The following is a 14,376-nucleotide window of genomic DNA, read 5'->3' as shown; positions in this document are numbered from 1 at the left end:
CTGTCGTTCGCCCAGCAACGCTTGTGGTTCCTCGCGCAAATGGAAGGCGCTAATACCGCCTACAACATTCCCGTGGCCCTGCGTCTGCGTGGCCGTCTCGACGACGCGGCGCTGCAACGCGCACTGGCGCGGATCGTCGCCCGCCACGAAACCCTGCGCAGCCGCTTCGCGCAATTCAACGACGAAGCGCAAGTGCTGATTGCCCCAGTGGATACCGGTCTGCTGCTGCGGGTCGAAGACCTGCGCCAGCACCCGCAACCCGAGGAAACCCTGCAGGCGCTGATTCAGGGCGAAGCCTCCGGGCCGTTCGACTTGCAGGACGATCCGTTGATTCGCGGGCGACTGGTACGTCTGGCCGACGATCACCATGTGCTGTTGCTGACCCTGCACCACATCATCTCCGACGGCTGGTCGATGGGTGTTTTGACCCGCGAACTGATGGCGCTGTATCAGGCGTTCAGTCATGGCCAGCCGGATCCGCTGCCGCCACTGGCGCTGCAATACACCGACTACGCGGTGTGGCAACGGCGCTGGCTCAGCGGCGAAGTGCTGCAGCGTCAGAGCGAGTACTGGCAACAGACCCTCGCTGGTGCCCCGGCACTGCTGATGCTGCCGACCGATCGGCCGCGCCCGGCGCAGCAGGACTATGCCGGCAGCAGCGTTGCCGTCGTGCTCGACGAGCGCCTTAGCGCCGGGCTCAAAGCCTTGGGCCAGCGCCACGGCGTGACCCTGTACATGACGCTGATGAGTGCCTGGGCGATGCTGCTCAGCCGCTTGTCCGGGCAGGCGGAAGTGGTGATCGGTTCGCCAGTGGCCAACCGCACCCGCGCCGAGATCGAAGGCCTGATCGGCATGTTCGTCAACACCCTGGCGCTGCGCATCGACACCTCGGGCGAGCTGAGCGTCGAAGCGCTGCTGGCGCGGGTCAAGGCGCAAACCCTGCAAGCGCAGGCGCATCAGGATCTGCCGTTCGAGCAAGTGGTGGAAATCACCCGGCCGGTGCGCAGCCTGGCGCACAGCCCGTTGTTCCAGACCTTGCTCAGTTGGGATGGCCTCGAAAGCCCGGCGCTGGCCCTCGGCGAACTGACGCTGGAAGGCGTGGCCGAGCCGAGCCACTTCGCCAAGTTCGACCTGTCGCTGAGCCTCAGTGAGTCCAACGGCATCATTCGCGGTGCGCTGGAATACGCCACGGCGTTGTTCGACCAGAGCACGGTCGAGCGCTTCGTCGGTTATTTCCAGCGCCTGTTGCAGGCGATGGTCGCCAACGATCAGGCGCTGCTGGAACAGGCGACGCTGCTGGCGCCGGAAGAACAGCAGCGTTTGCTGGTCGAGTTCAATGCCACGGCGGTCGATTACAACCTTGAGCAGACCATTCATGGTCTGTTCGAAGCGCAAGTGGCGCGTACGCCTTGGGCTCCCGCGGTGGTTGCTGATGAACAGCAACTGACTTATGCCGAGCTCAATGCCCGGGCCAATCAACTGGCGCGGCACCTGCGTGAATTGGGCGTAGGGCCGGATTCGCGGGTGGCGATCTGCGTCGAACGCGGTCTGGACATGGTGGTCGGGCTGCTGGCGATCCTCAAGGCTGGCGGCGGTTATGTGCCGCTGGATCCGGCGTATCCGCTGGAGCGTCTGGCTTACATGCTCGAGGACAGCGCGCCGCTGGCCGTATTGGTGCAGGGAACCACGCGTTCGTTGCTCGGTGACACTTCCGTGCCGGTGATCGATCTGGATCAGTCGCAATGGCAATCGCTGCCTGCCGACAACCTTTCAGTAGCCGAACTGACCCCGCAGCACACCGCCTACGTGATCTACACCTCCGGCTCCACCGGCCAACCGAAAGGCGTGATCAACGAACACAGCGGGGTGGTCAACCGTTTGCTGTGGATGCAAGACGCCTATCAACTGACCTCCAGCGACACGGTGTTGCAGAAAACCCCGTTCAGCTTCGACGTCTCGGTCTGGGAGTTCTTCTGGTCGTTGATGACTGGCGCCCGATTGGTCATGGCCCGGCCCGAGGGACACAAGGATCCGCTGTATCTCAGCGAAATCATCGAACGCGAACACATCACCACGCTGCACTTTGTTCCGTCGATGCTCGACGTCTTTCTCGCCCACGCCGACACCGCGCGTTGCGCCAGCCTGCGGCAAGTCATGTGCAGCGGCGAAGCGTTGCCGGGCAGCGTGGTGCGGCGTTTCAAGCAGCAACTGCCGGGCAGCCAATTGCACAACCTCTACGGCCCGACCGAAGCCGCGGTGGACGTGACCGCGTGGAACTGCGCCGGGCCGCTGGAAAGCACCCCGGACAACACGCCGATCGGCAAACCGATCGCCAACACCCGCATGTACATCCTCGATGCCCAGCAACAACCGGTGCCGCACGGTGTGGTCGGTGAGCTGTACATCGGTGGCGTGCAGGTGGCGCGCGGTTATCTGAATCGCCCGGAACTGAACGCCGAACGCTTCCTCAATGATCCGTTCCAGAGTAATGGACGGATGTACCGCACCGGCGACGTCGCCCGCTATTTGCCGGACGGCAATATCGAATACCTGGGCCGCAACGACGATCAGGTGAAGATCCGTGGCCTGCGCATCGAACTCGGTGAAATCCAGGCACGCCTGACCCAGATCGACGGCATTCAGGAAGTCGCCGTACTGGCCCGCGAAGACGTTCCGGGCGACAAGCGTCTGGTGGCGTACTACACCGGCGCACCGCTGGAAATTGAAACACTGCGCGGCCACTTGCTGGAAAACCTGCCGGACTACATGGTGCCCGCCGTGTTCGTGCATCTCGATGCATTGCCGCTGAGCCCCAACGGCAAACTCGACCGCAAGGCACTGCCGGCCCCGGATCTGGCGACGCTGACCGCCCGTGAATACGAAGCGCCGGTCGGCGAAGTGGAAACCGCGCTCGCGCAGCTTTGGGCTGAATTGCTCAAGGTTGAGCGGGTAGGGCGCCACGACCATTTCTTCGAACTCGGTGGTCACTCGCTGCTGGCGGTGAATCTGGTGGCGCGGATGCGCCGTGCCGGCCTGAGCGCCGACATTCGCGTGCTGTTCAACCAACCGACCCTCGCCGCGCTGGCCGCTGCCGTGGGCGGTGAACCGGAAGCCGAAGTCCCGGCCAACCTCATCCCGGCGGACTGCACGCGCATCACTCCCGAGTTGTTGCCACTGGTGGCGCTCGACCAGCCGAGCATCGACCGCATCGTCGCCAGCATCCCCGGCGGCGTGGCCAACGTGCAGGATATTTACCCGTTGGCGCCGTTGCAGACCGGCATCCTCTTTCATCACCTGTCCGCCGCCCAGGGCGATCCGTATGTGTTGCAGGCGCAGTTCGCGTTTGCCGATGAGCAACGCCTGAACAGCTTCACCCAAGCCTTGCAGAACGTAATCCAGCGCCACGACATCCTGCGCACTTCGCTGTTCTGGGACGGGCTGCAAGACCCGGTGCAAGTGGTCTGGCGTGAGGCGCCGCTGGCGTGCGAAGCGCTGGAGCTGAATGGCACGGACGGCGATGTACTGGAGCAATTGCGCCGGCGTTTCGACGCTGCGCAGTACCGCATGGCCGTCAATCAGGCGCCGCTGATGCGCGTGGTGCACGCCTGGGATTCAGCCAATCAGCGGGTAGTAGCGTTGTTGCTGTTCCATCACCTGGTGATGGACCACGTGGCACTGGAGGTGCTGCAACACGAGATGCAGGCGTTCCTCAGCGGCCAGCCGCAGCGTCTGGCCGAGCCGGTGCCGTATCGCAATTATGTGGCGCACAGCCGTGGCGCAATCAGTGATCAGGCGCATGAAGCGTTCTTCCGCAAAATGCTCAGTGACATCAGCGAACCGAGCGCGCCGTACAGCCTGCACAGCATTGCCGAGGGCCACGCCGCAGAAGCACGACGGGTACTCGACCTCGATCTGAGTCAGCGCGTCAGGGCCAAGGCCCGACGGCTGGGGATCAGCGCCGCGAGCCTGATGCATCTGGCCTGGGCGCAGGTGTTGGGAAAACTCTCCGGGCGTGACGAAGTGGTGTTCGGCACTGTGTTGCTGGGGCGGTTGCAGGCGGGCGAGGGCGCCGAGCGCGCGCTCGGGGTGTTCATCAACACCTTGCCGCTGCGGGTCGATCTCGGGCAACGCTCGGCGCAGGAAGCCGCGCTCGCCACCCACCAACAGTTGAACGCGCTGCTGCAACATGAGCATGCGCAATTGGCGCTGGCCCAGCGTTGCAGTGGTATGCCCGCCGGCACGCCGTTATTCAGTACGCTGTTCAACTATCGCCACAGCGCAACTGCCGGCACGCCTTCTGCGGAGGCGACGAACGCGTGGCAAGGCATGCAGTTGCTCAATACCCAGGAGCACACCAACTATCAGTTGAGCGTGAGTGTCGATGACCTCGGCGAAGGTTTCGCCTTCACTGCACTGGCCGCTCCCGGCATTAATCCCGCACGCATCTGCGAGTACCTGCAACGGGCGGTGAGCAACCTGCTGCAGGCACTGGAACAGACACCACAATTGAGCGTTGATCAGGTGTCGATCCTGGCCCCAGACGAACGCCGGCAATTGCTGGTCGAGTTCAATGCCACCGAGCGGGAATACCCGCGTGCGCCGACCGTGCACGCATTATTCGAAAGGCAAGTGGCGGCAGATCCACACGCCATCGCTGTGGTGCATGGCGGGCAAACGTCGAGTTATGGCGATTTGAATGATCGGGCCAACCGCTTGGCCCACTACCTGATCGCTCAAGGCGTACAGCCGGGCGCTCAGGTGGCGATCCTGCTGCCGCGCTCGCGGGAGCTGTTGGTCGCGCAGCTGGCGATTGCCAAGTGTGCGGCGGCTTATGTGCCGCTGGACATCAACGCGCCGAGCGAGCGCCAGGCGTTCATGCTTGAGGACAGCCGCGCCGTGGCGTTGCTGACACTCAGCAGCGAAGCCATCGACTACGCCGCGCCGCGCATCGACCTCGACCGGCTCAAGCTCAGCGGTCAGTCGACGCACAATCCGAATCTGGCGCAAAGCTCGGACGCGCTGGCGTACATCATGTACACCTCCGGTTCCACCGGTACGCCGAAGGGTGTGATGGTGCCGCACCGTGGCATCGCTCGTCTGGTGCTGAACAACGGCTACGCCGATTTCAACCGGCAGGATCGCGTAGCGTTTGCGTCCAACCCGGCGTTCGACGCCAGCACCATGGACATCTGGGGGCCGCTGCTCAACGGCGGACGCGTGGTGGTGATCGATCACCAGACCCTGCTGGATCCGAACGCATTCGGTCGCGAATTGAGCGCCAGCGGCGCGACAATCCTGTTTGTCACCACCGCGCTGTTCAACCAGTACGTGCAACTGATTCCGCAGGCCCTGAAAGGCTTGCGCATGGTTCTGTGCGGCGGTGAACGCGGCGATCCGACAAGCTTCCGCCGCTTGCGGGCCGAGGCGCCGCAGCTGCGCATCGTGCATTGCTACGGCCCGACCGAAACCACCACTTACGCCACCACGTTTGAAGTGCACGAAGTGGCGGAAAACGCCGAAAGCGTGCCGATTGGCGCGCCGATCTCCAACACGCAGGTGTACGTGCTCGACGCGCATCAGCAACCGGTGCCGATGGGCGTGACCGGCGAGTTGTACATCGGCGGGCAGGGCGTGGCCCTCGGTTACTTGAACCGTGCCGATCTGACGGCGGAAAAATTCCTGCCCGATCCGTTCAGCGACCGTCCGGGCGCGTTGCTCTACCGCACTGGCGACCTCGTGCGCTGGCTGGCGCCGGGGCAGCTCGATTGCATCGGGCGCAATGACGATCAGGTGAAAATCCGTGGTTTCCGCATCGAACTCGGTGAGATCGAAAATCGTTTGCTGAGCTATCCGGGGATCAACGAAGCGGTGGTGCTCGCCCGGCGCGATGGTCAGGAACCGCTGCGGCTGGTGGCCTACTACACCGCGCACGACGGCACGCTGGAACTGGCTGGCCTGCGTGAGCATTTGCAGACGCAATTGCCGGAATACATGGTGCCGAGTGCCTGGGTGCAGCTCGATGCCTTGCCGCTGAACAACAACGGCAAGGTTGATCGCAAAGCCTTGCCCGAACCGGATGCTGCGGCGTTGTTCACCCGTGAATACGTTGCGCCGCAAGGTGAACTGGAAACCGCGCTGGCGCAGATCTGGGCCGAGACCCTGCAAGTCGAACAGATCGGCCGCCATGACCACTTCTTCGAACTCGGCGGTCATTCGTTGCTGGCGATGCGCATGCTGTCGCAGGTGCGCCAGCGTCTGGGCGTCGAACTGCCCCTGAGCGAGTTGTTTGCCGATCCGCATCTCAGCGCGGTGGCCGAGGTGCTGACCCGCGCCGGGCGCAGCACGCTGCCAGAGATCGTCGCGGCCGCGCCGGATCAAGCGCTGCCGCTGTCCTTCGCCCAGCAGCGCCTGTGGTTCCTCGCGCAAATGGACGGTGGCAACTCGGCGTACAACATTCCGCTTGGCCTGCGCCTGCGCGGGCAACTCGACGGCGAAGCGCTGCAACGCGCACTGGCGCAGATCGTTGCGCGGCACGCAACCCTGCGCAGCCGTTTCGTCAGCATCGACGATCAGGCGCAGGTGCTGATTGCGCCGGTCGATAGCGGTCTGCTGTTGCCGATTGAAGACCTGCGCCAAGACCCGCAGGCCGAAGCCTGCGTGCAGGCACTGCTCGCGCAGGAAGCCGCGACGGCCTTCGATCTGCAGCATGATCCACTGATTCGCGATCGCCTGATTCGTCTGGCTGACGATCATCATGTGCTGTTGCTGACCGTGCATCACATCGTCGCCGATGGCTGGTCGATGGGTGTGCTGACCCGTGAGCTGATGGCGCTGTATCAGGCGTTCAGTCACGGTCAGCCGGATCCATTGCCACCACTGGCGCTGCAATACGGCGACTACGCCGTGTGGCAGCGGCGCTGGCTCAGCGGTGAAGTGCTGCAGCGCCAGAGCGATTACTGGCAGCAGACCCTCGACGGCGCGCCGGCCTTGCTGACCTTGCCCACCGACCGTCCGCGCCCGGCGCAGCAGGACTTTGCCGGCAGCAGCGTCGAAGTACGGCTGGACGAGCGCCTGAGCGCCGGGCTCAAAGCCTTGAGTCAGCGTCACGGCGTGACCCTGTTCATGACCCTGATGAGTGCCTGGTCGCTGTTGCTGAGTCGTCTGTCCGGGCAGTCCGACGTGGTGATTGGCTCGCCGGTGGCCAACCGCACCCGCGCCGAAATCGAAGGCCTGATCGGCATGTTCGTCAACACCCTGGCCCTGCGCATCGACACCTCAGGCGAACCGAACGTGGCCACGCTGCTGGCACGGGTCAAGGCGCGCACGCTGGAGGCGCAGGCGCATCAGGATCTGCCGTTCGAGCAAGTGGTGGAAATCACCCGGCCAGCGCGCAGTCTGGCGCACAGCCCGTTGTTCCAGAGCACGCTGAGCTGGGACAGCAACGTGGGGCCGAACCTGGCGCTGGGCGATCTGCGCCTCGAAGGTGTGGCCGCACCGGGCCGGGTGGCCAAGTTCGACCTGACTTTGACCCTGGGTGAGGTCAACGGGGTGATTCGCGGTTCGCTGGAATACGCCACGGCGTTGTTCGATCAAGCGACCGTCGAGCGTTATGTCGGCTACTTGCAGCGCCTGCTGGCGGCGATGGTCAGCGATGAGCTGACAGTCCTGGAGCGGGTGCAATTACTCGCCGAGTCTGAGCGTCAGCGCTTGCTGTACGACTTCAACGCCACGGCGCGCGAGTATCCGCAAACGCTGACCGTACACGGGATTTTCCAGCAACAGGCAGCGGCGCATCCCAAAGCGGTGGCGGCGGTGCATGGCGAGCATTCGCTGAGCTACTTTGAGCTGAACGCCCAGGCCAACCGTCTGGCGCATCACTTGATCAGCCAGGGCGTGCAGCCGGGCGATCACGTGGCGATCCTGTTGCCGCGTTCGCTGGAACTGCTGGTGGCGCAACTGGCGATTGCCAAATGCGCGGCGGCGTATGTGCCGCTGGACATCAATGCCCCGAGCGAGCGTCAGGCATTCATGGTCGAGGACTGTCAGGCCGCGGCATTGCTGACCCTCAGCCGTGAAGACATCGACTACGCTGCGCCACGTATTGACCTTGACCGCTTGATCCTCAGCGGCCAACCGACGCACAACCCGAACCTGCTGCAATCCTCGGAAGCGCTGGCGTACATCATGTACACCTCCGGCTCCACCGGCACCCCGAAAGGCGTGATGGTGCCGCACCGCGCCATCGGCCGCCTGGTGCTGAACAACGGTTACGCCGATTTCAATGCGCAGGACCGCGTGGTGTTCGCCTCCAACCCGGCGTTCGACGCCAGCACCATGGACATCTGGGGACCGCTGCTCAACGGCGGGCGTGTGGTGGTGATCGATCACCAGACCTTGCTTGATCCGAACGCGTTCGGCCATGAATTGAGCGCCTCCAGGGCGACCGTGCTGTTCGTCACCACGGCGCTGTTCAACCAGTATGTGCAGCTGATTCCGCAGGCGCTGAAAGGCTTGCGCATTCTGCTGTGCGGCGGTGAGCGCGGCGACCCGGCGGCGTTCCGTCGACTGCTGGCCGAGGCGCCAAAGTTACGCATCGTGCACTGCTACGGCCCGACCGAAACCACCACTTACGCCACCACCTTCGAAGTGCGTGAAGTGGCGGAAAACGCCGAGAGCGTGCCGATTGGCGGGCCGATCTCCAACACCCAGGTGTATGTGCTCGACGCGCATCAGCAACCGGTGCCGATGGGCGTGACCGGCGAGTTGTACATCGGCGGGCAGGGCGTGGCGCTGGGTTACCTGAACCGCGCCGATCTGACCGCCGAGAAGTTCCTGCGCGATCCGTTCAGCGATCAGCCGGGCGCGCTGCTGTATCGCACGGGCGACCTCGCACGCTGGCTGGCGCCGGGGCAGCTCGATTGCATCGGGCGCAATGACGATCAGGTGAAGATTCGTGGTTTCCGTATCGAACTGGGTGAAATCGAAAACCGCCTGCTCAACTGCCAGGGGATCAAGGAAGCCGTGGTACTGGCGCGCCGCGATGGTCAGGACATCACCCGTCTGGTGGCGTACTACACCGCGCACGCCGGCCGCCTGGACAGCGCCGATCTGCACGCGCAGTTGCTGGCACGACTGCCGGAATACATGGTGCCGACCGCGTGGGTGCAACTGGATGTGCTGCCGTTGAACAACAACGGCAAGGTCGACCGCAAGGCGCTGCCGGCACCGACGCAGGCAGCGCTGCTCAGCCGGGTGTATGTGGCGCCGATCTCGGCGCTGGAAGACCATTTGGCGCGGATCTGGGCTGGCTTGTTGCAGCTCGAACAGGTCGGTCGTCACGACAACTTCTTCGAACTGGGCGGGCACTCGTTGCTGGCGATGCGCATGCTGTCGCAGGTGCGCCAGCAGTTGGGCGTCGAGCTGACACTCGCCGAGCTGTTCGCCAACCCCGAGCTGGCCGCTGTCGCCGAGGTACTGAGCCGGGCGGGGCGCAGCACCTTGCCGGAGATTTTGCCGGCGCCGCGTGATCAGCTATTGCCGCTGTCCTTCGCCCAGCAACGTCTGTGGTTCCTGGCGCAGATGGATGGCGGCAACAGCGCCTACAACATCCCGGTCGGTCTGCGCCTGCGCGGTCGGCTGGATGAAGACGCGCTGCAACGGGCACTGGCACGCATCGTCGCCCGACACGAAACCTTGCGCAGCCGCTTCAGCCAGATCGACGATCAGCCGCAGGTGCGGATTCTGCCGGCCGACACCGGTCTGTTGCTGCCGGTAGAAGACCTGCGCCGGCACCCGCAGGCTGATAACGCCTTGCGCGGCCTGATCGAGGAGCAGGCCTGCGCCTCCTTCAATCTGCAGCATGATGCGCTGCTGCGCGGACGTCTGGTGCGTCTGGCTGATGATCATCATGTGCTGTTGCTGACGCTGCACCACATCATCGCCGATGGCTGGTCGATGGGCGTGCTGACCCGTGAGCTGGCCGCGTTGTATCAAGCGTTCAGCCGTGGCGAAGACGATCCGCTGCCGCCGCTGGCGCTGCAATACACCGACTACGCGGTGTGGCAACGGCGCTGGCTCAGTGGCGAGGTGCTGCAGCGTCAGAGCGATTACTGGCAGCGGACCCTGGCCGGCGCGCCAGCCCTGCTGACCCTGCCCACCGACCGTCCGCGTCCGCCACAGCAGGACTATTCCGGCAGCCGCGTCGACCTGCTGCTCGATCAACACTTGAGCGCCGGTTTGAAAGCCTTGTGTCAGCGTCGCGCGGTGACGCCGTACATGGTGATCATGAGCGCCTGGGCGATGTTGCTCAGTCGGTTGTCCGGGCAGAGCGACGTGGTGATCGGCTCGCCGGTGGCCAACCGCACCCGCGCCGAGATCGAAGGCCTGATCGGCATGTTCGTCAACACCCTGGCGCTGCGCATCGACACCTCGGGTGAGCCGAGCGGCGAGGCGCTGCTGGCGCGGGTCAAGGCGCAGACTCTGGACGCTCAGGCGCATCAGGATCTGCCGTTCGAGCAAGTGGTGGACATCAGCAAGCCTGTCCGCAGCCTGTCGCACAGCGCGTTGTTCCAGACCATGCTCAGTTGGGACAACAACGACGGTCCGAGCCTGACCCTCGGCGACCTGACCCTGGAAGGGGTGGCCGGCGACAGCCATTTTGTGAAGTTCGACCTGTCGCTGAGTCTTGGCGATTCCCACGACGGGATTCGCGGTTCGTTGCGCTATGCCACGGCGTTGTTCGATGAAGCGACGGTGCAGCGTTTTGTCGGCTACTTCCAGCGGCTGCTGGCGGCGCTGGTCAACGATGATCAGGCGGTGCTTGCGCGAGTGCCGTTGCTGGCACCGCAGGAGCAGCAGCGTTTGCTGGTCGATTTCAATGCCAGCGCCGTTGATTGTCCGCTGGAGCAGCCGTTGCATGGCTTGTTCGAAGCGCAGGTGCGGCGCAAACCGGACGCTGTCGCGCTGCAGTCCGCGCAAGGCAACCTGACCTACCGCGAGCTCAATCAGCGCGCCAACCGCTTGGCCCAGCACCTGCGCGAACTCGGTGTGCAGCCGGATGCGCGGGTGGCGATCTGCGTCGAGCGCGGGTTGGATCTGGTGGTCGGTCTGCTCGGCATCCTCAAGGCCGGTGGTGCCTATGTGCCGCTGGACCCGGGGTATCCGGTGGAGCGTCTGGCCTACATGCTCAAGGACAGCGCGCCGACTGCGGTGCTGGTGCAGACCGCTACTCGCGGGTTGTTCGATGACGCGGTCGCCACGGTGATCGACCTTGACCGCAGTACCTGGCAGCACCTGCCGGATCACGATTCGTCAGTGCCGGGCCTCAGCGCCTCGAACCTTGCGTACATGATCTACACCTCCGGTTCTACCGGGCTGCCGAAGGGCGTGATGATCGAACACCGCAGCGCCTGCAACATGGTGCATTGGGGTTCGCAGATTTCGCCGCCGACCGAACACGGTGCGTTGCTGCAAAAAGCACCGTTCAGCTTCGACAGTTCGGTGTGGGAGATCTTCTGGCCGCTGTGTTCCGGGATGCGTCTGGTGCTGGCGCGGCCGAACGGCAACCGCGATTCGGCCTATGTGGTGCAGACCATTCGTGAGCAGCAGGTCACCGTAGTCAAATTCGTTCCGGCGCTGTTGCAGCAGTTCATTGAGCAGGACGGTGTCGAGCAATGCACCAGCCTGACCGATGTGCTCAACGGTGGTGGTGAACTCAGTGCGGTACTGGCGCGACAGGTGCGTGATCGCCTGCCGTGGGTGCGTTTGCACAACGTTTATGGCCCGACTGAAACCACGGTGGACAGCACGGGCTGGACGCTGGAGCCGCATATGCCGGTGCCGGACAACGTGGTGCCGATCGGCACAGCCTTGAGCAACACTCGGCTGTACGTGCTCGATGCGTACGGTCAGCCGGTGCCGCAAGGCGTCAGTGGTGAGTTGCACATTGGCGGCGTCGGCGTGGCGCGTGGTTATCACGGACTGCCGGAGATGCAGGCCGAGCGCTTCATCGACAGCCCGTTTGTGGCGGGTGATCGCCTTTACCGTACGGGAGATCTGGCGCGCTACAACAATCACGGCGAGCTGGAATTCCTTGGTCGCAACGACTTCCAGATCAAGCTGCGGGGCTTGCGCTTGGAGCCGGGGGAAATCGAGGCGCGGCTGATCGAACATCCGGCGATTCGCGAGGCGGTGGTGATGGTCCGTGATGAGCGTCTGGTGGCCTGGTACACCGTGCGTTCCGGCGTGGAAGCACCGAGTCTTGAGACGTTGCGCAGCCATGTGCTGGAGCGCCTGCCGGAATACATGGTGCCGGGCGCGTTCGTGTTGCTCGACGCTTTGCCGCTGACACCAAACGACAAGATTGATCGCAAAGCCCTGCCGGAGCCGGGAGCGGACGCCGTGATCAACCGCCCATACGTGGCGCCACAGGGTGACGTCGAAACCGCGCTGGCGCAGATATGGGGTGAAGTCCTCGGCGTCGAACAGGTCGGTCGCCATGACAACTTCTTTGAACTGGGCGGGCATTCGTTGCTGGCGGTGAAGCTGGTCAATCTGATGCAACGGGCCGGGCTGTCGCTGTCGCTGGCCGAACTGTTCCAGCATCCGAGCATCGAGTCTGCCGCCGCGCTGCTCAGTCAGGGCGAGGCGGTCAGTCAGCCTGACGGGCTGGTCGTGGTGCGTGCCGGGACGCACGGTACGCCGCTGTTCCTGCTGCATGAATTCAGCGGCAGGGACGTGTATTTCCCGACGCTGGCCCAGCACATCGGTGGCGAGTTCCCGATTTACGGCCTGCCCGGTGTGCCGCTGGGGCAAGCGCAATTGCGCACGCTTGAGTGCATGGCGCAGCGCATGGTCGGGATCATCCGCGCGGTACAGCCTCACGGGCCGTATCGGCTGGCGGGCTGGTCGTTCGGCGGGGTGCTGGCGCATGAGGTCGCGCAGCAATTGCTCGGCCTCGATGAGCCGGTGGATTTCATCGGCATGCTCGACAGCTATGCGCCAAACCCGCTCGCCCAGGACAAGGCAATGTGGAGCGGCGAGGGCCTCGACAAGCGCCAGTTGCTCGGCCATTGCCGAGGGCGTTCGCTGATGCTGGGTGCCGAAAGCGAGGCGGCGCTGGCGGCGGTGCAAGTGCTGGAAGCACAAGTCGAACAACTGGATTTCCCCGAGCTGTTCAAGCGTTGCCAGGCACAGCAACTGACCGATCCGGAACTGGCCACGGTCAGCGCGGCGGACGCCTGGCATTACTTTGATCGCGAAGCGGCGCATCGTCTGGCGCTGGCGCATTACCGAGTCAGCCCGGCGAGCCAGCCGATCCACCTGTTCCGTGCACAGGAACTGATGGAAGGCCAGTCATTGCCGAGCCCGACGCGCGGCTGGGAAGAGCGCTTCGACATTGGCTTGCTGCGTTGCATCGACATCCCCGGCGATCACCGGACCATGATGAAGCACCCGCACATCCAAGCGCTTGGCCAGGCCATTACCCAGGCGCTGGAAACCCTGGTGACGCCGGAACCGGCGCTGTATCAACCGCTGCTGACGATTCAGACCGGGCAGCCGGGGTATGCGCCGATTTTCTGTGTGCCGGGGGCGGGTGACAGCGTCACCGGGTTCATTCACCTGACCGAGGCCATCGGCCCGGAGTGGCCGATCATCGGCCTGCAACCGCGCGGGCTGGACGGCGTCAGTGTGCCGCACAGCGCGGTCGAAGCCGCTGCCGCGTTCTACCTGCAGGCCATCGAGCAGATCCACCCGCAGGGGCCGCTGCACCTGATCGGCCATTCGTTCGGCGGCTGGGTCGCGCATGCCATGGCGGCGCAGTTGCAGGCGGCCGGGCGCGAGGTGGCTTCGCTGACCTTGATCGACAGCGAGGCACCGGGCGGTGACGGCACGGCGGGCAAGCCGTACACGGCCACTGCCGCGCTGCAACGGCTGATTGACACCCTGCAGTTGTCCTGTGGCAAATCGCTGGGCATCGATCCTGCGACCTTCGCCAACGCCGACGACACCACGCAACTGCGACTGCTGCACGCCGGCATGGTGCGCGCCGGGGTGTTGTCGGAGCGCGCGGCGCCGGACGCGATGCATGGCCCGGTACGCACCTTCGCCAGCGCCTTGCGCACGGTCTATCAACCGCGTCTGGCCTACAGCGGGCCGGTGCGGCTGGTGCTGGTCGATGACCCGACGCTGGACGAGTGGGGCAATCAGCGCGAGCAGGCGGCGATGCTCGAAGGCTGGCAGCGGCAGGTCAGCGATCTGGCGGTGTGGTACGGGCCGGGCAACCACTTCACGATTCTCAAGGCGCCCAACGTCTTCAGTTTCGCCGCGTGGTGGCATGACGGCCTGGCGCTGACGGTCGGCGAAGTGCTGTCCTGA

At 64.5% G+C, this 14,376-nt stretch carries 1 protein-coding gene (cut by a window edge); it reads left to right on the top strand.

Features of this window, described 5'->3' with window-relative positions; genetic code table 11:
• A protein-coding gene (locus tag J1G18_RS14290) for a non-ribosomal peptide synthase/polyketide synthase (RefSeq protein ID WP_223007930.1) crosses the window boundary here: on the top strand, window positions 1-14,376 show its 3' portion. 3,468 nt of this gene lie to the left of the window's left edge; only the last 14,376 of its 17,844 coding nucleotides appear in the window; its start codon lies beyond the left edge, outside the window; it ends in the stop codon at window positions 14,374-14,376.

Source organism: Pseudomonas sp. MIS38 (genome assembly GCF_019891575.1).
Taxonomy (GTDB): domain Bacteria; phylum Pseudomonadota; class Gammaproteobacteria; order Pseudomonadales; family Pseudomonadaceae; genus Aquipseudomonas; species Aquipseudomonas putida_A.
Note: the sequence above shows the minus strand (reverse complement) of the source record. Positions and strands in the feature narration are given on the sequence as shown.